General features: G+C 56.3%; 21 protein-coding genes and 1 pseudogene. 11 read left to right on the top strand and 11 right to left on the bottom strand.

Annotated features, from left to right (window positions below):
* The first annotated feature begins 5 nt into the window (after positions 1-5).
* From IFT53_RS20720 to IFT53_RS20705, 4 genes are all read left to right on the top strand, one after another.
* Positions 6-737 carry an SDR family oxidoreductase gene (locus tag IFT53_RS20720; RefSeq protein WP_192067277.1) on the top strand — a complete coding sequence of 244 codons (732 nt, stop codon included), beginning with the start codon at positions 6-8 and terminating at the stop codon, positions 735-737.
* A 28-nt stretch (positions 738-765) separates the two neighbouring features.
* Positions 766-2382 carry an FGGY-family carbohydrate kinase gene (locus tag IFT53_RS20715; RefSeq protein ID WP_192067279.1) on the top strand — a complete coding sequence of 539 codons (1617 nt, stop codon included), beginning with the start codon at positions 766-768 and terminating at the stop codon, positions 2380-2382.
* A 60-nt stretch (positions 2383-2442) separates the two neighbouring features.
* Positions 2443-3168 (top strand): SDR family oxidoreductase, encoded by a 726-nt coding sequence (locus IFT53_RS20710; RefSeq protein ID WP_192067281.1) that lies wholly within the window; start codon positions 2443-2445, stop codon positions 3166-3168.
* 115 nt (positions 3169-3283) lie between these two features.
* The gene (locus tag IFT53_RS20705; RefSeq protein ID WP_192067282.1) at positions 3284-4147 is read left to right on the top strand and encodes an SDR family oxidoreductase; all 864 of its coding nucleotides are present in this window, start codon (positions 3284-3286) and stop codon (positions 4145-4147) included.
* Between the two features lie 424 nt (positions 4148-4571).
* Here IFT53_RS20705 and IFT53_RS23840 read toward each other — a convergent pair whose 3' ends face one another.
* Positions 4572-5201, bottom strand: coding sequence for a hypothetical protein (locus tag IFT53_RS23840; protein WP_192067285.1), 630 nt, complete (start codon positions 5199-5201; stop codon positions 4572-4574).
* On the opposite strand from IFT53_RS23840, the pseudogene IFT53_RS24210 reads away from it, so the two are divergent.
* A pseudogene (locus IFT53_RS24210) lies at positions 5110-6281 on the top strand (Ig-like domain repeat protein); the annotation flags it as partial. The gene IFT53_RS23840 and the pseudogene IFT53_RS24210 overlap by 92 nt on opposite strands.
* Before the next feature lies 1 nt (position 6282).
* Positions 6283-8660: Ig-like domain repeat protein (locus IFT53_RS24205; protein ID WP_446737702.1), on the top strand; the 2378-nt coding region annotated here is incomplete at its 5' end.
* 60 nt (positions 8661-8720) lie between these two features.
* Here IFT53_RS24205 and IFT53_RS20685 read toward each other — a convergent pair.
* The 7 genes from IFT53_RS20685 to IFT53_RS20655 form a co-directional block, all read right to left on the bottom strand.
* A complete protein-coding gene (locus IFT53_RS20685) occupies positions 8721-9557 on the bottom strand; it encodes a phage tail protein (protein ID WP_192067289.1) in 837 nt (278 codons plus the stop codon).
* A 187-nt stretch (positions 9558-9744) separates the two neighbouring features.
* Positions 9745-11736, bottom strand: a complete 1992-nt coding sequence (locus IFT53_RS20680; protein WP_192067290.1) for an alpha-glucosidase — start codon at positions 11734-11736, stop codon at positions 9745-9747.
* Positions 11737-11779: 43 nt separating this feature from the next.
* Positions 11780-12634 carry a carbohydrate ABC transporter permease gene (locus IFT53_RS20675; RefSeq protein ID WP_192067292.1) on the bottom strand — a complete coding sequence of 285 codons (855 nt, stop codon included), beginning with the start codon at positions 12632-12634 and terminating at the stop codon, positions 11780-11782.
* Positions 12631-13575 carry a carbohydrate ABC transporter permease gene (locus IFT53_RS20670; protein WP_192067294.1) on the bottom strand — a complete coding sequence of 315 codons (945 nt, stop codon included), beginning with the start codon at positions 13573-13575 and terminating at the stop codon, positions 12631-12633. The genes IFT53_RS20675 and IFT53_RS20670 overlap by 4 nt, the downstream gene beginning before the upstream one ends.
* Positions 13576-13703: 128 nt before the next feature.
* Complete coding sequence (locus tag IFT53_RS20665) at positions 13704-14939, bottom strand: ABC transporter substrate-binding protein (protein WP_192067295.1); 1236 nt, start codon at positions 14937-14939, stop codon at positions 13704-13706.
* A 56-nt stretch (positions 14940-14995) separates the two neighbouring features.
* Positions 14996-16069: an ABC transporter ATP-binding protein gene (locus tag IFT53_RS20660; protein ID WP_192067297.1), complete on the bottom strand. Its 1074-nt coding sequence runs from the start codon at positions 16067-16069 to the stop codon at positions 14996-14998.
* 202 nt (positions 16070-16271) lie between these two features.
* The gene (locus tag IFT53_RS20655) at positions 16272-16976 is read right to left on the bottom strand and encodes a GntR family transcriptional regulator (protein WP_192067299.1); all 705 of its coding nucleotides are present in this window, start codon (positions 16974-16976) and stop codon (positions 16272-16274) included.
* A gap of 101 nt (positions 16977-17077) precedes the next feature.
* On the opposite strand from IFT53_RS20655, the gene IFT53_RS20650 reads away from it, so the two are divergent.
* The 3 genes from IFT53_RS20650 to IFT53_RS20640 are packed head-to-tail and all read left to right on the top strand — an operon-like array spanning position 17078 to position 19652.
* The gene (locus tag IFT53_RS20650) at positions 17078-18235 is read left to right on the top strand and encodes an LLM class flavin-dependent oxidoreductase (RefSeq protein ID WP_192067300.1); all 1158 of its coding nucleotides are present in this window, start codon (positions 17078-17080) and stop codon (positions 18233-18235) included.
* Entirely contained in the window at positions 18235-19125 is an 891-nt protein-coding gene (locus tag IFT53_RS20645) for an aldo/keto reductase (protein ID WP_192067302.1), read from the top strand. The genes IFT53_RS20650 and IFT53_RS20645 overlap by 1 nt, the downstream gene beginning before the upstream one ends.
* Entirely contained in the window at positions 19125-19652 is a 528-nt protein-coding gene (locus IFT53_RS20640) for a flavin reductase family protein (protein WP_192067304.1), read from the top strand. Before IFT53_RS20645 ends, IFT53_RS20640 begins: the two co-directional genes overlap by 1 nt.
* A 42-nt stretch (positions 19653-19694) precedes the next feature.
* Here IFT53_RS20640 and IFT53_RS20635 read toward each other — a convergent pair whose 3' ends face one another.
* Complete coding sequence (locus IFT53_RS20635; protein ID WP_192067399.1) at positions 19695-20672, bottom strand: YeiH family protein; 978 nt, start codon at positions 20670-20672, stop codon at positions 19695-19697.
* Positions 20673-20818: 146 nt separating this feature from the next.
* On the opposite strand from IFT53_RS20635, the gene IFT53_RS20630 reads away from it, so the two are divergent.
* Entirely contained in the window at positions 20819-21703 is an 885-nt protein-coding gene (locus tag IFT53_RS20630; RefSeq protein ID WP_192067305.1) for a LysR family transcriptional regulator, read from the top strand.
* A gap of 21 nt (positions 21704-21724) precedes the next feature.
* Here IFT53_RS20630 and IFT53_RS20625 read toward each other — a convergent pair whose 3' ends face one another.
* Entirely contained in the window at positions 21725-22447 is a 723-nt protein-coding gene (locus IFT53_RS20625; RefSeq protein ID WP_042617044.1) for a response regulator transcription factor, read from the bottom strand.
* Between the two features lies 1 nt (position 22448).
* A complete protein-coding gene (locus tag IFT53_RS20620) occupies positions 22449-23681 on the bottom strand; it encodes a GAF domain-containing sensor histidine kinase (protein ID WP_192067307.1) in 1233 nt (410 codons plus the stop codon).
* Between the two features lie 289 nt (positions 23682-23970).
* Between IFT53_RS20620 and IFT53_RS20615 the strand changes: the two genes are divergently transcribed.
* The gene (locus tag IFT53_RS20615; protein ID WP_192067309.1) at positions 23971-24987 is read left to right on the top strand and encodes an ABC transporter substrate-binding protein; all 1017 of its coding nucleotides are present in this window, start codon (positions 23971-23973) and stop codon (positions 24985-24987) included.
* Positions 24988-25092: the final 105 nt, after the last annotated feature.

Genomic DNA, 25092 nt, shown 5'->3' with positions numbered 1-25092 from the left:
ATACCATGTCTCAATCACTGCAAGGCAAGATCGCCGTCATCACCGGAGCGGCATCGGGAATTGGCCTCGCAACCACCGAAGCATTGCTGGAACAGGGCGCCACCGTTGTGATGGTGGACTGGAATGAAAATGCTCTGACTGAACTGACGGCAAAACTGGGCGAAAAAGCCATTCCGCAGGTCACCAACCTGTTGGATGCGGATAGCTGCAATGCGATGATCCCTGAAATTCTACAGAAGGTCGATCATATCGACATCCTGTATTGCAATGCCGGGACCTATATCGGTGGCGATCTCACCGAAACCAACCCCGAGGCCATCGACAAGATGCTCAACCTCAATGTCAACGCGGTGATGAAGAACGTGCACGCCGTTGTTCCGCACATGAGCGAGCGCAAAACCGGCGATATCATCGTGACATGCTCCATTGCGGGCCACTATCCAACCTATTGGGAGCCGGTTTATGCAGCGTCCAAATGGGCCATCACCTGCTTTGTCCAGACAATGCGCCGCCAGATGATTCCGCACGGCGTGCGTGTTGGCCAGGTATCGCCCGGCCCTGTCGTTTCAGCGCTTCTGGCAGATTGGCCAGAAGAAAACCTGCGCAAGGCAAAAGAGGCCGGTGCCTTGATCGATCCGAGCGAAGTTGCCGACGCCATCGTCTACATGCTGACACGCAAACGCACCGTCACCATCCGTGACATGCTGGTCTTGCCGACAAGCTTCGACCGCGTTTAAGACTAAGGGCAGGCAGGAGAAAAAAAAGATGGCTCAGTATCTGATCGGCGTTGATGTTGGAACCGGCTCTGCACGAGCGGGTGTCTTTGATACCTCAGGTCAGCTACTGGCCGTCGCTAAGCGGCCCATCTCCATGCATCGCGAAGATGGCGGAATTGTCGAGCAATGCAGCGAGCAGGTTTGGCATGCCGTCTGCGAAGCCGTACGCGAAAGCGTATTGGAAGCGGGTATTGACCCTGCCCATGTGGCAGGCATCGGTTTTGACGCAACCTGCTCGCTGGTCGTGCGTGGCACTGACGAAGAGACCTTACCCGTGGGTGATCCCGCCCATCCTGAACGGGATATCATCGTGTGGATGGATCACCGCGCGGTAGAACAGGCTGACCGCATCAACAAACAGGGACATGACGTCCTGAAATATGTTGGCGGTCGCATCTCACCGGAAATGCAGACGCCCAAGCTGCTTTGGCTGAAGGAAAACAGACCGGAGATCTATGCGCGCGCAGAGCATTTCTTCGATCTGGCAGATTTTCTGACCTGGAAAGCCACCGGCGCATTGGATCGGTCCAGCTGCACCGTAACCTGCAAGTGGACCTATCTCGCCCATGAGGCGCGGTGGGACGCCGATTATTTCCGCCAGATCGGGCTGGGCGATCTGGCCGATCGGGATTTTTCGAGGATCGGCCAAAGCGTTGTCGAGCCGGGAACTGCTCTCGGAACCGGCCTGACTGCGTTGGCAGCGCAAGCGATGGGCTTGCCCGCTGGCACCGCCGTTGCTGCCGGTTTGATAGACGCCCATGCCGGTGGTGTCGGCACGGTTGCGGCAGGAGGAGACGCACGAAATTGCCTCGGCTATGTTTTCGGCACGTCATCCTGCACCATGACAACAACGGAAAAGCCGGTCTTCGTGCCGGGCGTATGGGGTCCATACTATTCTGCCATGGTGCCGGGCGCATGGCTGAACGAAGGCGGCCAGTCGGCTGCCGGAGCGGCTATTGACCAACTCGTGCAACTGCACCCATCGACCGAGCAAGCCGCGCAGCTTGCCACCGCCGCCGGAAAATCACTGCCGCAGTGGCTGGCAGACCAGGCTCTGGAACACGCTTCGACATCAGCAAAAGCAGTTCGCCTCGCCGATCATCTCCATGTTGTCCCTGAATTTCTGGGCAATCGTGCGCCCTTTGCAGATCCCCATGCCCGCGCCGTCATCATGGGGCAGGGAATGGAAACCGGCCCGGAATCGCTTGTTGCGCTTTATATCGCCGGAATATGCAGCCTGGGATACGGCCTGCGGCAGATCATCGAGACACAGGCGACGCATGGCGCGCCGATATCAACCATCAGCGTCAGTGGCGGTGCAGGCTCTCACCCGCTCACACGTCAGTTGCTGGCAGATACAACCGGCTACCCGGTCGAAATCACCGAATGCGAAGAGCCGGTTCTGCTGGGTTCTGCCATCCTCGCATCTGTCGCGGCAGGGCTTTATGACGATCTTCAAACCGCGATGCCCGCAATGTCGCGTGTGGCAATGCGCTGCGATCCGGATCAGGCAGTCCAAGCTCTGCACGAGACACGCTACGCGGCCTTCATGTCGCTCCAGACACTGGCACGCCAGATCCGCCATTCCATGGACGAAATGGCCTGACCTCAACGGCGGCATTTCGCATCACCATCACCGGCTCCACGCCAGATATACGAGGCTATCATGCAATTCTCAGGAAAATCCGTCATCATTACCGGCGCTGGCAAAGGCATCGGGCGCGCCTGCGCGCTTTTGATGGCTCAGCGTGGCGCAGAGGTCGTGGCTCTCAGCCGCACCCAATCCGATCTCGACGCGTTGCGAGCAGAGATCGGCGGGCGCTCCATCCGCGTGGATCTTGCAGATGCCGCCAGCGCACGTTCCGCAATGCAGGAAGCAGGAACCTGTGATTACCTGATCAACAGTGCCGGAACGAATGTTCTCGAAAGCGTGCTGGATATGACAGAAGAGGGCTATGAGGCGGTTCTCGGGATCAATCTGCGCGCAGCACTCATTACATCGCAGGAATTCGCACGCGCACGCATCGCCGCCGGTGGTGGCGGCGCCATCGTCAACATCACCTCCATTGCAGGGCATCGCGGTTTTCAGGATCATCTCTGCTATGCAGCCTCAAAGGCCGGACTGGAAGGCGCTACCCGTGTTCTTGCCAAGGAACTCGGCCCTCACGGCATCCGGGTCAACGCCGTCGCACCGACGATCACTCTGACGGAACTGGCCGCCGCGGCATGGAGCGATGCTGAAAAAAGCGCACCCATGATGGTTCGCCACCCTCTCAACCGCTTTGCTGAGGCCGAGGAAGTGGCCCAAAGCATCGCTCTGCTTTTGTCGGATGACAGTAAAATGATCTCAGGCGCTGTGCTGCCTGTGGATGGCGGCTTTCTGGCGGTCTAACCACCTCGATGTGGTGTAGTGGGACAGCGGAAGGGATGGTTTTCGGGGAACAGATCAGGCCACCAGTTGTTAGCGAAGGGAATCCATTTCCCGCAAGCAACAGATTGGACATATCATGGCCGACACAAATTACCCAACGCCGCCCTACGCTGACCAGAAGCAGGAGCCACCCGGCACAACCGCGCAAATGAGCCCGAAGCCCGATCACGGTGAAGAGTCGTATCGTGGTAACGGGCTCCTCGCAGGCAAGGTCGCGTTGATTACAGGCGCAGACTCAGGCATCGGCAAAGCGGTAGCGATTGCATTTGCCCGCGAAGGCGCAAACGTTTTGGTTTCCTATCTAAATGAGCATGAGGATGCTGAAGATACAGCCAAGTGGATTGAAGAAGCTGGCCGCAAGGTAATCCTCGTTCCTGGCGACATCAAGTCTGAAGCACACTGCAAATCGCTCGTTGCCGAAGCCGTCGAAAAGCTGGGTGCCATCGACATTCTTGTCAACAATGCAGCCTTCCAGCGCACCTATGCCTCTATCGAGGATATCACTGCCGAGGAATGGGATGAGACATACCGCACCAACATCTATGCTCCCTTTTTCCTCGCCAAGGCCGCAGTGCCCTTAATGAGAGCAGGCAGCGCGATCATCAACACAACGTCGATCCAGTCGCGTCAGCCCTCCCCTAATCTACTCGCCTATGCCTCCACGAAAGGTGCAATCTCTAATTTTACCGCTGGTCTCGCGGCTATGGTTGCAGACAAGGGTATTCGCGTGAACGCAGTGGCTCCGGGACCGATCTGGACGCCGCTCATCCCATCCACCATGCCGGCGGAAAAAACGGCAAAATTTGGCGCAAATACGCTGATGGAGCGCGCCGGACAACCGGCTGAGCTTGCTGGCGCCTACGTTCTGCTGGCCTCCAATCTGGGTAGCTACATGACCGGCGCTGTTATTCCCGTCACGGGCGGCGAGATTATGATCTGACGAAAGAACAAAAAGCTTTCCGTTTTTCCTATAGGAAAGCCTGTATCAACCAGAAGCCACTGCTTTCATTATAGATTCAGGAAGTGTTCAACGCTCATTTCCTTCATCGACCTCGTATGGAAAACGCGAAGTGAAGCGGATAGAAGCAAGCCCGCCCCATTGATGGGGCGGGCCAATACCATTTAAGCCACCCACCGATGCCCAAAATTGGTGGCCAATCAGGCGATGCGATAGCGCTGCTTCGCAAGCGAAGCGGCATCATCAAAGCCTCATTTCGGATACCGAATTCCCATTAATTTTGATGATATTTGACGCGGACTGTTGCAAATCCGAGACACGGCGCGGCGAAATTGCTGATGCTACCCTGCGTTGATTCATGGGTGTGCTGGATGCAAATTAATTTGCATCCTAAGGTAATATAAAATCACCTAACATTTCGCCTCATCATTGCAAAAACCAATGATGCAGACCCTTCAATATTGCGGCGAATGCCCATGTTCGCCACCGCTAAATAGGCCAAACGCATGTCTTTTGCATCTCGTTGTCTTGCCTTGTTGTCAGCATTTTTTATGTGCGTAAAAATCCCGGCACGTCGTGGGTTGTATCTTTTGTCGTTGGCGATTCTGGCGATAGCAGCAAACACGCAAGTGGCCTTTGCGCTTTCAACTGCCTGTTTAAGTCTCAATGTGCAGGAAACGTCGCAGGCCGGCCAAAAAGAAATTGCAACTCCGCAAAGCGGAAGCAACTTTGCCGCAGACGAGGAATTCGTCTTCACAATTAAAACAGAGAATTCCCACTCCAGTGAAATGGTTGCAAACACTCCGGAAAACCGCGCCTCTGCCAGTGCGTTATGGTTTGATAATTCGGGCGGATTATTTGAATACAGACCTAGTTCAGGTGCAGAAGTTGTTGAAACGGTTATCGTCCCAATCAATGTCACGGTCGAATACAGCTTCAACGTCATGGGATCGACGCGGTCGGGCAATGCCGTGACATCGCAGGGATCGGCCTCAATGACGCTGACATGCCGTGCCTCGGGTAGCTCGGCCTCCACCGATGCAACTCTTTCAAGCCTGATAACAAATTCTGGAACACTTTCGCCGACCTTCGCTTCCGGAACGACCACCTACACAGCATCAGTGGCCAATAGCGTCAATCCGCTCACCGTCACACCCACTGCCAGCAACGGCGGGTCGATCAAGATCAACGGCGCTACGGCTACATCCGCGCAGGGATACCCAGTCGCTCTCAATCCGGGGCCCAACAACATTGAGATAGAGGTCACCGCTGCCGATAATGTGACTAAACAAACCTATTCCCTTACCGTAACGCGAGCAGCAGCCCCCCCGACAGTCACAAACATTTCCCCATCAACGGGAAAAACGGCGGGTGAAACATCTGTCACTATTACCGGTACGGACTTCACGGGCGCAACCAGCGTCACGATCGGCGGGGAGCTGGCGACAAATGTTGACGTGGAATCCGCTACTGAGATTACGGCCACGACACCAGCAAATGGTGTAGGAGCCGTTGACGTTGTCGTTACCACACCGGCAGGTAACGGAACGCTGAGCAATGGCTTCACTTACACCAAAAGCACTCCAAACCTCACCGTTTCCGCCCCCAACCCTTCCCCTGTGCTGGGTGAATCCGTCGCCTTCACCGCGACACTCTCGAACGTATTCTCGCCGTCCGGCACCGTCACCTTCAAGGATGGGACGAACACAATCGGCACTGGCACCATCTCCGGCACCACAGCCACCTATACCACCGCAGGACTCACCGTCGGTTCACACTCCATCACTGCCGAATATGGCGGCGATACCAACAATGCGCCAGCAACATCGGCAGCCATTGCAGTCACCGTTGCCGTTGGCCAAGCTGCTCCAACCGTCGTCGTGTCTGCCTCTGACAATAATCCGGACGTGGGTGAATCCGTCACATTTACTGCGACACTATCAAATGGCTCATCGCCTTCCGGCACCGTCACCTTCAAGAATGGCACGAACACAATCGGCACCGGCACCATCTCCATCTCCATCTCCGGCACAACAGCCACCTATACCACCACATCCCTTACCGCCGGCTCACACTCCATTACTGCCGAATATGGCGGCGATACCAACAATGCTGCNCATTTACTGCGACACTATCAAATGGCTCATCGCCTTCCGGCACGGTCACCTTCAAGAATGGCACGAACACACTCGACACAGGCAACATATCAAGCAACATAGCCACCTATACCACCGCAACCCTCACCGCCGGATCGCACTCCATCACTGCCGAATATGGCGGCGATACCAACAATGCGCCAGCAACATCGGCGGCCATTGCAGTCACCGTTGCCGTTGGCCAAGCTGCTCCAACCGTCGTCGTGTCTGCCTCTGACAATAATCCGGACGTGGGTGAATCCGTCACCTTTACCGCGACACTCTCGAATGGTTCCGCGCCGTCCGGCAACGTGACGTTCAAGGATGGCACGAACACAATCGGCACCGGCACCATCTCCATCTCCGGCACAACAGCCACCTATACCACCACATCCCTTACCGCCGGCTCGCACTCCATTACTGCCGAATATGGCGGCGATACCAACAATGCTGCGGCAACATCGGCAGCCATTGCAGTCACCGTTGCGGCACCGACTTTTACTTTCAGTACCGCTGGGGGTGCGCTTTCGTCAGCAAGGGTAGGCTCCCGTTATGACCAGACGGTGACTGCGAATGCATCCGGCATCACAGCGCCGATAAGCTACAGCGTCAAAACGGGTGCGCTGCCTTCCGGCTTGACGCTGAACACCGCAAGCGGCGAAATCTCCGGAACGCCGACCACGGCAGGAACCTATAGCTTCACGATAGAAGCAAGCGACAATGCTGCTCCGCCAAACAGCGGTTCCGCGACCTACGGAATCACGGTTAGCCCTGCGACCAACTTCGTATTTTCCCCCGCTGGCGGACCTCTGCCAGAAGCCATGGCGGGCGAAGAATACAGCCAGCCGATTTCGGCAACGGGTGGAGTAGGAGCAACGACGTACGGAATCCCGACAGGCAGCCCGCCCCTGCCCGCAGGCTTGGTCCTCAATGTTTCAACTGGCGAATTGGCTGGTTCGCTAGATGCCAATACCGAGGGTGATTACAGCTTCACGATCGAGGCCCGCGACAACACCGGCGCCACCGCAACGGCTAGCTATACACTGCATGTCGCCGCGCGCGCCGTCACCGTTGATGACAAGACAGTCACCGTGTCGGCTGGCTCTGCGCCAAACAACGTGAACCTTGCATCTGGCGCAACCGGTGGTCCGTTCGATTCTGCTGAAATCATTTCCAACACTCAAAGCAATGCGGGAACCTTCGCCATTGTGAACGGAGAGTTCGCGCAGGCAAGTGGCCCAACTCCAACGGGTTGGTATATGAAATTCACCCCGAATCCGGCCTTTTCCGGCAGGGTCAGTGTCGGTTTTCGCCTTACCAGCACGCTGGGCGTGTCCAATACAGGTACGATAACCTACAATATCGCTTATGATCCAGCCGAGGTTGCGTACGAGATCGACACGCTTGTGTATGGCTTCGTCCAGACACGTCAAAACCTCATATCATCCACGATCAAAGTTCCGGGTCTCCTCGAACGCCGCCAGATGGCACGGGCCACGGCTCCCGTCACGACACGCATGACGCCATCGGCGCAGGGCATCACGCTTGGTTTCTCCACAAGCCTTGCCCAGATGGAAGCTGCCCGTGACAACAGCGATGGCATAGTGTCCGATGAACAATTGCCATTCAACGTGTGGATCGACGGCACTTTCCTCGCTCATAACCGGAAGGACAATGGCGACAAGTGGGGCAACTTCGCCATGGTGTCTGCAGGTGCCGATTACTTGCTCTCCCCTGGGGCTCTCATTGGCCTGTCCTTCCATTTTGACCACATGACCGATCCGACCAAAGAGGATGCCACATTGACCGGCAATGGCTGGTTCGTCGGCCCCAACGCCTCACTGGAGATTGGCAAGGGCATATTCTGGGATACCAGTTTGCTCTATGGCGGATCTGCGAACAATATTGACACTCAGTTCTGGGATGGAAGTTTCGATACCACGCGCTGGATGTTCGACACGTCAATAAGCGGTCAATGGGCTCTCGACGACGTCACAACATTAACCCCCAGGTTGCGCGCTCTGTACTTCTCCGAAACCGCTGAGGATTATTCAGTGACAAACAGTGATGGTGATGTGCTGACGATCGAAGGCTTCACCCAGGATCAGCTGCGTGTTAGCCTCGGCGCAGAACTAGCCCGTCATTTCACCCTGGAGAAAGACAGAATTCTGACACCCAAAATCGGCTTTACGGGCGGCGTTACTGATCGGGATAGCAACAGAGCCTTCGGCCAGCTTTCGGCGGGCCTGTCGCTCGATACCGCAGACAACTGGAGTCTTGACGCCGGACTGCTCTTCAATTTTTCGGCTGATGATGAAAAATCACTCGGTGTGAAAGCCGGGATCAGCGGAAAGTTCTGAGCGGAACTGAAAGGGACAGTAGCCTACTATTGTCCCTTTCTCATTTCGTTGTTCTGGCGGTCAGGGTCTCGGGGGGTATATACCTTCGAGGGCGATGCAAACTGTCATGCCCAAGCCTGGCGACTGGGTTGATACGCCAACGGTCGCAGCAGACCCAGCAGGAGCAACGCTAACCGTTCCGCCAGTTATCCCTGTCTTAACGTCAAATTCAAAATCGCCGTGGCCTGCGGTGCCGGTCAATTTCACTTCAAGCCCACCTAGCTCAACAGCTGTCGTTGTGGTAGTGGACGTCGCATAAATCGGTGCTTGCTGAGTGCCACTTCCACCCATTCCGAGAAATTTGCCCGCCTGGGGTTGAGCGGTGCCGGTGACCTGCAGGGCCTCTAACTTTGACGTTACACCAAGAGAACCAGCACTGGCTGGAATGCTTATGCGCTTTGAACTTTCTCCACTCCCTTTAAACGTTGCCAGATGCGAATGTGGAACCAACGGAACTTGACTTGTCGTCAACTGGACCTCTTGTTGCCCCACCTTTTCTGCAAGTAAAATCTTGTCTAAGCCGAGACCCTTGCCTTTTCCAATGGCGGTACGGCCTTGGAAATCAGGGAGGGCAAAATCGTTGACGCCATTCCCGCCGTAGCGGTTACCTAACGTAGCGAATAGAGCCGTATATTCCCGAATGGACAGTGTTTGACCATTCGCTGGCAGGTAGCCCCGGGGGCACCAATCAGCTGCAAACGTACATACGGACCCGATATAGGGTTCAGAGTTGCAAGCGGCTGCTGGCGTTGCGGTCGCAATTGCGGCAACTCCAAGGGCGGAGCCCCAACCGCTCATCATGCCCATGCTCGCCAATCCGCTGACGGCGCTGTGAATCGACGTTTTCAACAATGTCATTTGTTCCCCTTCTGCATGCAAGACATGTAACGTTGCAAGTTGCTTACTTTCAGACGCGCTCCCGGCGCATATCCTGAGTAAACCACTACAACCTAAAGGATGTATAAATGTAATGATAATATTTTATGGTGTATTCCGGAATTGACGTATCATCCGGGTGATGTTGAGTAAGCGTGCGCCATCAGCTTCAGATGCTACGAAGTCCCTTAAAGAGCTGCTCGCCCTTGCAACCTTCCCGGTAAAATACAGGCGGGCTTCCTAGCGGTGCTGAGATCTGCACCTCTGCGCCACCCTCAAAGCATTCACCGGTCCAGACATGCACCCACCGGTCACCCTGCGGCAAATAAACGGAACGAGCGTCTTTAGAGGCCTCCCAGACCGGGGCGACCAGCATGTCGGCGCCATAGAGATATGCGTCCTGAATCGTATAGGTCCGCCGATCGTTCTGATAGTGCAGGAAGAGGGGTCGCTGGACGGGCAAACCACGATCAACAGCCTGCGCGGAGAGCGACTTCAAATAGGGTGCAAGATGACGATAGACCCGGGTCATACGGGCAAAATGCGATAGGACTTCAGCGTCCTGATCAATTTGAATATTCTCACGCGGGCGGTTTCCCTCGTGTGTACGCATGACGGACGTGAACACCGCCATTTCGGCCCATCGCATCATAAGCTCCGGTGTCCGCACATTACCGAACAGGCTGGTGTAACCGCCAATATCCGAGTGATGATAGGCATTGCCAAGAAGCCCGGAAGAGAGCGCTCCGCACATCACCGTAACAAGGCCATCGTGGCGCGAGAAATCCACGGACTGATCCCCGCCCCATAAAAGCGGGCAATGTTGCTGCACGCCCGTGAACCCTGCCCGCATGAAAAACAGGGCATCGCCCGTCTTGCCGCGCGAAGCAACCGCCCTGGCGTTCACCTCCGCCCACAATGTCGGCCAGGCGTTGTGCATCAGCTTGGCGTCGATACCATTCGATAGGGTAATATCGATTGGTAGATACTCGCCAAAATCCGCCATCCAGCCAGATAGGCCATAGTCCAGCATGTTCTTGCCAATGATCTCTTCAGCAAACCACTCAGCTGCCGCCTCATTGGTAAAATCAACCACGCCGCAATCAAACTCGCCGAAATCGACAAGCGCAGTCTGTCCGGCATTGTCAGTGGCGAAGTAACCGGCCTCATCAGCGATCTTGAAGAGCGGACCATCGACGCAAAGATATGGATTGACGTAGCCCAAGAAGCGGATGCCGCCTTCGCTTAATTCAGCGATCTTTTCTTTCAGGCCCGGATATCTGGCCTCATTCGCCTGCCAGTCCCAGAACAATCTGGCGCCAAAGGTGGTCTGCCGCAGGCCGACCCAGTCTTCACACCAAAGGGCGGACACCTCTACCCCTGCGCTGCGAATTGTTTCAAGCCGGGTGAAGGAATTTTCGCCGTCTTTGAGGCCGATGATGGCACCATTGTAGACCCAGTCCGGCAGCGGAGGCTGCCGCCCGAAGCGCGATGAGAGAACTTCGACCAATTCCACGAATGTTGGGGCAGTAAAAAGCTCAAGCCTTTCGGGAATGGCCCACACCTCGATCTCGTGGAAAGCTTTCTGTCGAAAATCGAACACGGAATAGGCTGTTGTCTCAACATGTAGCGCGTACAGCGCCGAAGAGACATAGGTCGGCTGCGGATAATTGGTGTTGTAGTAATCGCCGCCGGCCTTGTCTTTGACATTGGCCTTGAATGTGATTTCGCTTGTCGGGTCGCGCCCCACGCCGGGTTCCGAGGTCCATAGCGGAAAACGGCGGCCGCGCATGTCGAAATAGGACATCTGCTCGCCACCACCCCAGACATTCTCGTCGTCATCGGCCTTGATGCGGACCCAGAGGCGGTTGAGTTTAGGATCAGTCGGGTCGAACTTAATAGCATCTTCGGCAAGGGTCAGGATGAGGCGCGGCGGCTGTCCTGGCGCGTCGGAGAGCGAAATCCTGTCACCATCGATCTGAGCGTGAGATAGCGGGCGGCGCTCGATCACATAGTCTTCGATTTCGAAATTGCCGCGATACATGTCCATGCGCTCTTGGCCGTAGCCGACAAAGATGGCTGGCGAAGCATCACTGTGCTCCAGAATGACCCGCCCGTTCAGCGAGAGCGTGAAGCCAGTTTGTGTCTGTTCGAGTTTCATCGTGCTACCTTGAAAATCTTACGATCCCGCGTTTCTGCCGCGCTCAACCCTTGATGCCACCTGCCGTCAGGCCAGAAACGACACGTTCCTGAAAGATGACGATGAGGATGGCGACCGGCACGATGCCGACAACGAGGGCAGCGGAAATGACGGGCCAGGGGAAAGCAAATTCGCCCTGATAAAGCTGGATGCCCACCGGCAATGTGCGCAGGGATGGGTTGGAGTTGAACGACAGGGCCAGCAAAAACTCATCCCAGGCGTTGACGAAGGCAAGGATGCCAGCGGTGAAAACGCCGGGCGCACAAAGCGGGACCACCACTTTGAACAAAGCCCCCATCCGCGTGCATCCATCAATCATGGCGGCATTTTCAAGATCACGCGGAATGCCTTCAAAGAACGAGACCAGCATTAATGTGCAGACCGGGAGGCTCAGCACCGTGTATGGCAAAACCAGAGCGGTCCAGCTGTTGAGAAGGTTGAGCGCACGCATGATTTCAAAAAGCGGAACCAAAAGCGTGACGAGCGGAAAGGTGGAGACGGCAATGATCAGCGACAGGATCAATCCGCGATAGGCAAGGTTCAGCCGCGCGAGTGCATAGGCTGCGAGAACGGAAACGAGCAAGGTCAGCGCTGTGGATAACAGCGCCACCATGAAGCTGTTGAACAGGAAGATATGCAGCGGCTGGTCGGCAAAGGCCTGCATGTAATTCTGAAGCGTGGGGGCGTGCGGAATCCAGGTAATCGGCTTTGCCGTCAGCTCCGCTTCCGTCTTCAAGGATGTGAAGAGAATCCATAGTGCCGGAAACAGGCCGTTGATCAACAATATGCCAGCGGCGATGAAGCGCAGCGGTTTTCCAGACAGAAACGACATTGGACCTGATGGAGTTGTGGCACTCATGAGGATGACTCCTTGGTCCGGATCATGCGCAGATAAACGGCTGTCACGCACATGGACAGCGCGAACATGACAACGGCGAGCGCCGAGCCGTAACCCAGATCAAGAAACGATACGGTGTTCTGGTGGATATACATGGCAAGCGTTGCGGTCGATGTGCCCGGTCCGCCGCCCGTCATCATGTAGGGAATGTCGAAGGTCTGCAGTGCGGTGATGGTGCGGAAGATGAGTGCCACGACAATTGAAGGCTTGAGCAGCGGCAGGGTAATCTCGAAGAACTGTCGCAACCGGCCCGCGCCATCCACATCGGCAGCTTCGTAAAGCGAACGCGGAATGGTTTGCAAACCCGCCAGAATAATTAGCGCCATGAAGGATGATGTCTTCCAGATGATGGTCAGGCAGATGGCCGCGAAAGCCCAATTGGGCGAGTTGAACCAGATGATGCCCTCAAAGCCGAACCTGTTGATCACATCGTTGACGACACCATATTCGGAATGGAAGAACCAGGCGAAGATCAGGCCCGCAAAGGAAAGCGGCAGCGCCCAGGGTATCAGCAGGGACAGGCGCACCGGCCACTGCATCGCAAAAGGAAGGTTGGCCATAAGCGCCAGACCAAGCCCAACCAGAAGAGCGCCCGGCACGGTGATGAGCGTGATGAGAACGGTGTTCCAGGTTGTTTCCCAAAACACCGGATCTTCAATCATCAATTCGTAGTTCTCAAAGCCCACGAAGACGGCTGGCAGGCCTGACGTCAGGGACAGGCTGAAAAAGCTCGTATAGATCAGACGACACACCGGATAGACAATGATCAGCGCCAACAGCAGTGCAGCCGGTGCCAGAAGCAAGACGGCAAGAGAGCGATCGCTGAGGTCGAGCAACCGCGTCCAGCCGGGCGGTGGAGCGGTGCCATGATCTGCCGTTTTGGTTGATGATGTCGTTGCCATGGCTTTGTTCCGAGACATTGTGTGGCATGGTGGCGAGATAAAGCTCGCCAGCGGCGGTCGCACCATTCTTTTAAAAAACGTCCCCCTGCCGAAACTGGAAAGGGGGACGTCAGACATTGCGCGGTCTCTTATCGCAAAATGCGCTTCAGGCGTGCTTCAATCTGGTCCGCACCCTGCTCTGGTGTCGATACGCCAGCCAGAACCGAGTTGACGGTCGTGCGAATGACTTCGCTGACCTCGTTATAACGTGGGGTCACAGGGCGTGGCTTGGCGGTTTCGACCACCTGAAGGGCATCTCCAAACCATGGTGCGCTTTTCAGAACATCCGCGTCCTTGTAGAGACCGGCATAGGTTGGCAGCAGCGAGCCATTGATGGCCATGAACTTGGAAACATCCTGAGATGAAAGATATTCCACTAGCTTCTTGGCTTCATCCTGGTTCTTGGAATAGGCGGAAACGCCCCATTCCCAGCCACCAAGGCATGTTGCCTGCTCGCCACCGGTAACCGCTGGCAGACGCGCAACGCCGACCTTGCCGACGACAGCGGATTCCTTGTCTTGAGCCTGCGCCCAGGCATAGGACCAGTTGACCGCGAAGATAGCATTTCCGGCCTGGAATTCCTTGCGGGTATCATCCGTGCCAACTTCGGCAATATTCTTCTTTGACACGCCTTCATCGACAAAACTCTTCCAGAGGCTCAGCGACTTGATCGCAGCGTCCCGGTCAAAGGTCAGGCGACCATTCTCGGTGAGGTTCTTGCCCTGGCTCCAGTAGGGCAGAAGGAAGGTGCAGACCGCGCCTTCGATGGCTTTGCCCTGGAAGGAAAGTCCCTGAAGATTGGCATTGCCCTCACCTTCGGAAATTTTCTTGGTCGCAGCCTTCAACTCGTCCCAGGTCTTGGGCGGCTGAATGCCGTATTTATCCAGCAGATCCTTGCGATAATAAAGAAACTGCGAGTCAGCGAAGGCTGGCAGCGCAATGACTTTTCCATCCACCGTGTTGGCACCCGCATAGGCGGGCAGATATGAGGACATGTCCTTCTTGGCAAAATCGCTTGTCCAGCCAGCCGCGGCAAATTGGGCCGGACGGACGACATCAAGAATCAACACGTCCAGCGACGTATCCTTTGCCGACATGACCGTATTCAGATATTGCGCCTGCGCTTCCGATGTATTGCCGCCGGTTTCAATCTTGACCTTCACATCAGGATTGGAGGCTTCATATTTGTCGAGCGCCTGACGCCACACCTGTGGCTGGTGCTGGCTCGATATATAGACGCTCAATGTCGTCTCGGCTGCAGCTGGCATCGCGAAAGCCAGCATCGTGCCGCAGAACAAGGCGCCGGTCAGTTTTGTCAAAGTCATTTTACCCTCCCGTTTGATGTTTTGATCATGCGGTCCTCCCCGCATGGTATTCAAGCTTAGACTGCGCGTTCCGTTTCCGCGTCGAAAAGATGAATTTTTGCGGGATCGACCCCGATTTTCAGCGTGTCGCCAGCGCGGATTTCCGTTTCCGGCGGCATACGCGCCGTCAAGGTTTCCTCGCCTACGGCAAAATGGATTAAGGTATCGGAACCGAGCGGTTCAACGACCTGAACCTGACAGGTCAGCGATATATCCGATGCGTCCACCCTGAAATGTTCAGGGCGAATGCCGACGATGACGTTTCGTCCTTCGACCGCGCCCGCGTGACCTGGGGTCCGAAGCGCCGTAACCGGAATGCGGTCACCATTCACAAACACTAGATTGCCACCATCCACCCGCGCCTTGGCAAAATTCATGGCAGGCGAACCCACAAAGCCGCCGACGAATACGCTGGCTGGATGATTATAGACCTCATCCGGTGTGCCGACCTGCTCGATCTCCCCGCCCTTCAGGATCACGATACGATCCGCCAGCGTCATCGCCTCAACCTGATCATGTGTCACATAGATGATCGTCGTTCCCAGCTGCTGATGCAGCTTCTTGATTTCGGTGCGCACTTGACCACGCAACTTGGCATCGAGGTTCGATAGCGGCTCATCGAACAAAAACACCTGCGGACGACGCACGATCGCTCGGCCCATGGCCACACGTTGACGCTGGCCGCCAGACAACTGGCCGGGACGCCGATCCAGCAAATGGGAAATACCGAGCATTTCGGCGGCTTCATTGACCCGCGCCGCGGCCTCACCGGCTGCAATGCCACGGACCTTCAGGCTGAAACCCATATTTTCGCGCACAGTCTTGTGCGGATAAAGCGCATAATCCTGGAAAACCATCGCAATGTCGCGTTCACGCGGAGCCAAACGGTTCACAACTCGATCACCGATCTTCACCTCGCCGCCGGTGATTGTTTCCAGACCTGCAACCATGCGCAAGGTCGTGGATTTACCACAGCCGGAAGGCCCAACAAAAACAACGAACTCCCCGTCATTGATATTGAGATCAATACCTTTGACGATGCGCAATGCGCCATAACTCTTCTCGAGCTTGGTAAGCGTAACTGATGCCATTCCTAATCACCCAACCCTCGCCGGGGCTCCTCTTGCGAAGAAGCATACGTCAGGATTGACGGAAATCAATAGTGTATCAATTTAATTTATTTCATTTGAAATTAAAATTTAAGCTTTGATTTTCCACGATAATTTTCGACTAATTTAAATCCCCGAATGAGGCAAATTGATTTCCGTTTTCTTTCATAAGAAATTTCGAAACCTATCTCAGCCGATTGACATAGCGCGCGACAGAGGGGTCATACCATGTGTGCGAGACCTCCGCCGTCACCCCCTCATGAGATGAACTGACCCTGAGAACATGCGGAACCGGCGCGCCGGATTTCGGGCCGAAGGGATCGGGCGACCAGTCGGGCACAAAGCCAAGATCGATGTGATCTTCGGCTTTCGCAATCCACAATCCCAAGCGCGTGCGGTAGTAGAGATAAAGAGACTCAGACAGGTCGTCGGCAGCGACGGTGTCGATAAAGGAGCCATCGAGCCATATCTCCTCGATGGCAGCCGCCTGACCTGCGATGCGTCTGAGCCGGCGAATCCGGTGCGCCTCGCTGGAAGTTCCGAAAGGCGGCAATTCTTTCGGCTTGAGTTCGCGACTGACGCTCAGGATTTCGGCCGTTGGAAAGCCACCGCCAGTGATCAGCTCCAGCCGGAACATGGCATAGACGCTCTTGGGATCGGTGACTGCCCTGATATAATTGCCCGAGCCCTGAATACGCTCAAGCAGGCCGCGATTATGAAGTTCAGCAAGCGTCTTTCGCAGCGTTCCGACCGCAATTCCCAGCGTGCGCGCCATATCTCGCTCCGGCGGAAGCTTCTCTCCGTCGATCAGTCGGCCCGCCGTTATGTCTCGCACGAGCGTCTCGGCGATCTGGAGATACACAGGCAGACTTCCCTTAGAACTCCGCATTTTCAAGCACTCCCGGCATCCGGCAGAAATAATTGATACATTATTGATTTACTAAATACCTGATGTTAGTTAATTGAGCAACGTCCTGTGAGGAGGATTTCATGACGATTGTGCCTGTAACGTCTGCAGATCTTGATGCAGCCGAAGTGTCCTGGTTTTCAGCGCTCTGCTCCGATGACTACGCCTATCTGGGCGTTCCCGACGGTTCTTTGCGCTCCAGTTGGGATCATTGCTCCTTCATCGTCAGGAAAGCGGAAGATCTCGGATTTCGCAATGTTTTGTGCCCATCATCCTATCAGGTCGGGCAGGATACTTTGAGCTTCGTTGCGGGCTGCGCGCCCATCACCGACAAGATCAATTTTCTGGCGGCTATCCGCTGTGGCGAAATGCAGCCTATCATGTTGGCCCGCACCGTTGCCACGCTTGATCACATGCTCAAGGGTCGCCTGACGCTGAACGTCATCAGCTCCGATTTTCCTGGCGAAGTGGCAGACAGCGCCTACCGATACAGGCGCAGCCACGAGGTGGTGGAAATCCTGCGTCAGGCCTGGACGCGGGACACAATCGACCATGATGGTGAAATCTACCAGTTCAAGGGTGTATCGACCGAGCCGGCCCGCCCCTATCAGCAAAACGGTGGTCCGCTCCTCTATTTCGGCGGCTACTCGCCCGATGCGCTGGAACTCTGCGGCGCGCAATGCGACGTCTATCTGATGTGGCCCGAAACGAAGGACCAACTGGCTGAGCGCATGCGGGCCGTTCACGCCCGCGCTGAAGCGCATGGCAGAACGCTCGATTACGGTCTGCGCGTTCACATGATCGTTCGCGACACGGAAACAGAAGCGAAGGAATATGCCGAACATCTCGTTTCGAAGCTCGATGATGAATACGGTCAGCTCATTCGCAACCGCGCCCATGACAGCATCTCTCTCGGCGTTGCCCATCAGGCAAAGGCTCGCGAACTGGCGGACAAGTTCGGCTATATCGAGCCAAACCTTTGGACGGGTATAGGACGCGCGCGTTCTGGCTGCGGGGCAGCACTGGTCGGATCAACAGATCAGGTCATGAGCGCACTTGAAGATTATCAGAAGATGGGTATTCGTGCTTTCATCTTCTCGGGCTACCCACATCTGGAAGAAGCCGATCATTTCGGTCGCAAGGTCCTGCCGCAGCTCAAAACCTGCTCATTGCCCCACGTCCACGGGCGCGTACCGGCAGAAACACCAGCAACACCCCTTGGAACTGGAGAACGCCACTAATGGACCGCATCGAACTCGCACCCGACCTGTCTCTGAGCCGCATCGTTTACGGCATGTGGCGTGTCGGCGATGACACGGATACCTCTACGAGCCACGTTCAGGCCAAGATCGAGGCGTGCCTTTCGCAGGGCATTACCACCATCGATCAGGCCGATATCTATGGCGGCTATACGGCTGAGGCGATCCTCGGCGAAGCATTCAAGGCTTCACCCTCGCTGCGCGACAAGGTCGAGATCGTAACCAAATGCGGCATCGTCGCTCCGGCAGGCCGTCATTCGGCTGCCCGCGTCAAACATTATGACACGAGCGCAGAGCATATCAACGCATCCGTCGACGCCTCCCTGCGCGACATGGCAACCGACCATATCGATCTGCTGCTGATCCACCGGCCCGATCCAATGATGGATCCTGACGAAACAGGCGCCGCTCTCGATGCGTTGGTGGCGTCTGGAAAAGTCCGCAGTGTCGGCGTTTCAAACTTCCGCCCCTGGGATTTCTCCCTGTTGCAGACCCATATGGAAAACGAACTGGTGACCAACCAGATCGAGCTCAGCCTTGGCGAAACATCCGCCTTCACCAATGGTGATCTTGCCTATCTTCAGGAACGCAACCTTGCCGTAATGGCTTGGTCACCGCTGGGCGGTGGCGCGTTGATGACTGCGGGTGGCGCACTGGCCGATGCGATGGCCAAAATTGCCGGTGATCAGGGAGTCGACAGCGCGGCTGTGGCAATTGCCTGGCTGCTGCGGCATCCGGCCAAAATCCTTCCAGTGCTCGGTACCAACAACCTGCAACGCATCGCCTCGATTTCACAGGCTGGCAAAGTGGCGATGGACCGTCAGATGTGGTTTGAACTTTACACGCTGGCAAAAGGCCATGAGGTGCCGTGATGACATCACTCGACAGCACTCTCTCCGCTGATGAACACAGGTTCGTGCCTGACGCTGACAACACACGCAGCTTCCGCACCGCGCTTGGTAACTTTCCGACAGGCATCACCGTCGTCACGGCGCAGACGCCCGACGGGCCGATCGGGATGACGGTGAACAGCTTTTCGTCTGTTTCGCTCGATCCGCCTCTGGTCCTGTGGTCTCCAGCCAAGACGTCGTCGCGGCATGACCTCTTCGCTGGCGCGATGCATTTCGCAATCCACGTACTTGCTGCGGACCAGGGCGAATTATGCACCCGCTTCACCCGTGGTGGTCTTGCCTTTGAAGAGTTGGCCTGGGAAACGAACGCCGAGGGCGTTCCCATCATCCCCGGCACGCTCAGCCGTTTCGAATGCGAGCAGGCATCGGTCTATGATGGTGGCGATCATTCCATCCTGTTAGGCCGCGTTCTGCGCGCGGCCCACCGCGACGGTGAGCCACTTTGCTTTGCCCGTGGAGCGATGGGCCGGTTTTCCGCCGTTTCCTGAGACAGGGCTGCACGCCGTGAAGGCGGCGGCCTCTTCTTTGAACTATGGGTGCAGCGCTTCAATCACGACGAAATAACTGACCGCTATCAGCAACAGCAGTGAAATCGTCGAGGCAAGGATGACGCGCCCGCCAGCACTGGCCACCGTGCGGATATCGACAGACAGGCCAAGGCCAGCCATGGCAACCACCGTCAGTCCGCTCGATATGGCAAGCAGCATATCCACAAGGTTTGGCGGGATGAGACCGAGGGACCTGATAACTACGACAACCATGAAACCGACAATGAACCAGGGAACCAGATGACTGCGGGAGGTCGTGCGCCCCTCACGCCGCGCCGCCCTGCCATTCAAAATGCCAAGGGTGAAAATGACCGGCCCGAGCATGAGAACCCGCAAAAGCTTGATGACGGTTCCGGTCTGAACCGCAACCAGACCGGCGGGGGCAGCAGCAGCCAGCACCTGCGGAACAGCATAGACAGTCAGGCCAGCAATGGCACCATATTGGGCAGCACCAAGGCCTGCATAGACATAGAGAAGCGGCAGAAGGAGAACGGAGGCAACGCCAAGAACTGCTGTGAAAGCCAAAGCGGAGGCAACCTCATCGGAATTTGCTTCGATAACCGGAGCCACGGCCACAATCGCCGAATTGCCGCAGATGGAATTGCCGCAGGCAATCAGCATTGCAAGCCGGGGCGAGAGGCCGAGCAGGCGTGCGACGGCAAAGCTGACATAGATCGACAAGGTGACGATGGCCGCGACAGAAATGATCAGAGTAAGACCGGCGTTTTTGATGGTCGCAAAGCTGATGGACGCACCAAGGAGAACAATGGCTATCTCAAGCAATGTCTTGGAGCTGAAACTAATGCCGGGCCGCCATGACGCTTTTTCCGACAGCATTGTGCGGATGATGATGCCGATGATGATGGCAAAGACCAGAGGCTCCAGAAAGCCTGCGCCAAACATAGCGTGCTGGATGCGCCCCAAAAGGTAGGCTGCACCCGCCACCATGACACATATCATGAGGCCGGGGATGATCTTACGGAGCTGGAAAAAATTCACGATGGCCTGTCTCGACTGCTACACTGAGACAGTTCATTTCATCTAATTTAGTTTACTTCCATCGAATAAATTTCTACGTTTCATTCGGTAAAACAGAACGATTTCCCATGACATTCGAACAACTCGCAATTTTCGTTGCCGTCGCAGAGCGTGAGCACCTGACGAAGGCTGCTGCGGCCATCAATCTGACGCCGTCGGCGGTCAGCGCCTCAATCCGCAGCCTTGAGCAGCATTACGGTGTCGAGCTTTTCCATCGCATAGGGCGGCGGATCGAACTGACCGATGCAGGACGCATTTTCCTCGAGGAGGCGCGCAAGCTTCTGGCCCGGTCGCAATCTGTGGAGCTTATTCTGAGCGAGCTCGGCAGTCTGCAACGGGGCTCGTTGAATGTTTTCGCCAGCCAAACCATCGCAAGCTACTGGTTGCCACCGCGCCTGATGGAGTTTCACAACAGGTTTCCCGGAATAGAGTTACAACTGACAATCGGCAATACACGCACCGTCGCAGACGCGGTTATCAGTGGCGAAGCGGATATTGGCTTTGTGGAAGGCGATCTCGACGAGCCAGCACTCGCGGCCTCCATTGTGGCGCATGATGAATTGGTCGTCGTCGTTGGCCCATCGCATCCTTGGGCGGGAAAAAAGGCCCTCGATGTCGATGATATCAGATCCGGGCGTTGGGTCATGCGCGAAGTCGGCTCCGGCACACGGTCAGCTTTTGAAGAAGCCTTGAATGATCTGGGTATCAAGGCAGGGACGCTCGACATCGTCCTGGTGCTACCGTCGAATGAATCCATCCTCTGCGCATTGCTGACCGGCAGCGGTGCCGCCACCGTATCGCGCCTTGCGGCAGAGCAATATATCGAGAGCGGGCGCCTATGCGAGGTGGACTTTCCAGCACCTGCCCGCGAGTTCCGTCTGCTCAGGCACAAGGAGCGTCATGCCAGCAAAGCCGCACTCACGCTTCTCGATATCTGCCATCAGAATGCGTGATGCAGTTGGCAGCAGCCGAGATCACCGCCCGCCCAACCATGTGGCAAGCTCCTGTTCTGCGCGTTCCAGCGCGCTGTAATTCAGAAGCTTCCGAAGAAATGCGACGGTAACGGCCCGGCTGCGCAGATTATATTGACCATCCGGCTCGCCCTCGCCTGCTGTCTGGTAGACATTCAGTTTCTCATACAGGCTTTGAAGACGGTTCTGAACGCTTCTGAGCGACAGGTTGCGCCGACGTGCAATTGTCTTGTCGGTGAGGCCCAGCGCGACATCGACAAGGATCTCATATTCGGAATCGCTGACGCCGCGAACCCGCCCAAGGCTCTTTTCCTGCATTCCTCGCACTTCGCGGTCGATCACGCATTGGGACTCGATGAAAATGCTGCGCAGCGCAAGCCGAAGACGGTCGTCCGAAGCCGACTTCAGCACATAGCCATAGGCCGCACCTTCCGGCACGATGCGCGAGACGCCACGCACATAGGCTTCGTCGGAATAGTTCGACCAGAACAGAATGCGCGTATCCGGGCGCTCCTTCCAGATGGTGCGGGCAGCCTCGATGCCGTTCCGCTCCGCCATTTGCAGATCCATGACGATATGCTCTGACCGGTTCTCACGCGCCAGCTTTTCGCCCGCCCTGCCATTCTCCGCTTCGATGACATGATTGCATTCTGGAAGTGCTGCACGCACCGCCTCGTTGAGGTAGGAGCGATGAAGAACGTCGTCTTCCACGATCAGAACTTCCATCTCACAGGTCTCCCATATTCTGACCCGTATCAGCGAGCGTAATGCTGACATAAGTTCCCGGACCATGCCGGTTGTGACCCATTTCAAAGCGGGCCGAAATCAGTCGTGCGCGCGTTTTCATGTTGCCGATGCCGAGGCCGTGGGTGGACGTGTGCTTGCCGAACCCGCTTCCGTCATCGCTGATTGTTACACGAAGCCGCCCATCGACGTGACCCATATGGACATGGATTTTTTGCGGTTGCCCGTGGCGGATCGCATTGTTGACGGCCTCCTGCACAATGCGAAACAGCGATATGGCCACCGTTTGCTCCAATGCCTCGACCCGGCCCTCGGTATCATCCGTCACCGTGGTGGTGATATCCAGACCGCTATCGCGCACCGATCGTTCCAGATCGTTCTCAATAGCCTGGACAACGCCAAACAGGTGCAGGATCGAGGGTTTCGCCTCTTCGATGATCTGCCGCAAATCCTGCATGGAGTGCTGAAGACTTCGCACCAGCGGCTCCAGCATTTCGCCTGACAGCTCGGCCAAATGCGTCATCTGCTCAATGCGGCGCGCAAGCCGGGTCAGATCGGCCAGCGTCTGGTCATGCAGGTCCATGCCGATACGCTGGCGCTCCGCTTCCAGCGCCTGGGTCAGTTTCAGCGCGCCCAACCGCAAGCCTTCTTCGCGGGCATGGGCTTCGGCTTCCACGATTGCAGATCGCTTGGCCTGATCGGCTGCGCGAATGGCGAAGAAATAGGGCGCGAGAAGATCGGCCACCGCGCGGGCATTGGCGACATCCTCCATCGTATAGGCATTGGCTTCCAGAGAGGAACAACTCAAGGCCCCGATGATATCGCCATGAACCTTCATGGGAACATGCAGGCGGCTGTGAAGCCCAAGCTCTATGATCGGACTGGAAAACGCGCCTTCGAAGTGAAATCTTGGATCGGAGCAGGCATCGCCACTCAGCAGAAAGTCGACCTCTCCAGACAACAGCGACCGGATGGGACTTCCCGTCAAAAGCGCTGGCGGCTGCTGGCTCCATGCGCTGTCCATGCCGCTCTCATAGGCAATGTGGAACTTGCCATCGATGAGCTTGATGCAGACATCGAGATGGTCATGGGGAATGATATGGGTGATTTCAGTCGCGACGGCCTGAATGATCGAATTGAATTCGAGCTGGCCGGCGAGCAGTCTGGAAATTCCCATATAGTGATGAAACAGCGAAGATCTTGGTGTATCGAGCATTGGCCGACGCCCTCCCAAGCGTCTGCAACAGGGTTCCGTGGCGTTTGCACGAACCGGATGCCATTCTGCACCGTGGCAACGCCTGCGTCCTGCATAAACCCGCAGATATTCTGCGGGAACCCGCAACCAGATTGCCGGGATCAGCCTATACAACAAGGGCTTTCCCGTTCATGTTCTCCATGTACTGGGGAATGGAGCCTCAGCGCAACGGGAATCTCAGATGATGTCGAGGAGGCATCACCGAGGTTTCTTTTCCCGGGAACGGGTGGGCCACTAGGGAGGAAAATCAATGGCTATCAAGAAGATGCTTCTGGCATCGGTCGCAGTCGCGTTTGCGGCGCTGCCGATCACCGCACATGCAGATACATCCGCCAAGAAAATCGCGCTTTCAAACAATTACGCTGGCAATTCCTGGCGCCAGGCCATGCTGACAAGCTGGGACAAGATTACTAAAGACGCCGTGAAAGCAGGCACCGTTGCTGCTGCCGATCCGTTCACGACGGCGGAAAATCAGGCCACCGAGCAGGCGGCACAAATCCAAAACCTCATCCTGCAGGGCTATGATGCCATCGTCATCAACGCCGCTTCACCAACAGCCCTCAACGGCGCAGTGAAAGAAGCCTGTGACGCAGGCATCATTGTCGTCTCGTTCGACGGCATCGTGACCGAACCCTGCGCATGGCGCATCGCGGTTGATTTCAAGGCGATGGGCGAAAGCCAGATCGATTATCTCGCCAAGAAGATGCCAAAGGGTGGCAATCTGCTGGAAATCCGTGGCCTCGCCGGCGTGTCCGTCGATGATGAAATCCATGCGGGCATTGCCGCAGGCGTTGCCAAGAACACCCAGTTCAAGATCGTCGGTTCCGTCAATGGTGACTGGGCGCAGGATGTGGCCCAGCGCGCTGTCGCCGGTATCCTGCCAAGTCTTCCCGAAGTTGCCGCTGTGGTGACACAGGGTGGCGACGGTTATGGTGCAGCTCAGGCTTTTGCCGCTGCCAAGCGTCCAACACCGACCATCGTCATGGGCAACCGCGAGGATGAATTGCAGTGGTGGAAGCAGCAAAAGGATGCCGGCGGCTATGAAACCATGTCGGTTTCCATTGCACCCGGCGTCTCCACGCTGGCCTTCTGGGTTGCGCAGCAGATCCTTGATGGCAAGGACGTGAAGAAGGACCTGACCGTACCATTCCTGCGGATCGATCAGGCCAACCTTGAGACCAATCTCAAGGGCACCCAGAAGGGTGGCGTCGCCAACGTCGAATACAGCCTTGAAGACGCACAGAAGGTTATCTCTGCCGCAAAGTAAGCGGCCGGTTCTTACCTTCGAGCACAAACACACCGCAGCGCTGAAATTGGCGCTGCGGTGGATGCGAGGCTGTGGCAGCGGCTGCAAAACATGGCGTAACGGCTG

The organism is Rhizobium sp. CFBP 13644 (assembly GCF_014842165.1).
Lineage (GTDB): Bacteria > Pseudomonadota > Alphaproteobacteria > Rhizobiales > Rhizobiaceae > Agrobacterium > Agrobacterium tumefaciens_C.
Note: the sequence above shows the minus strand (reverse complement) of the source record. Positions and strands in the feature narration are given on the sequence as shown.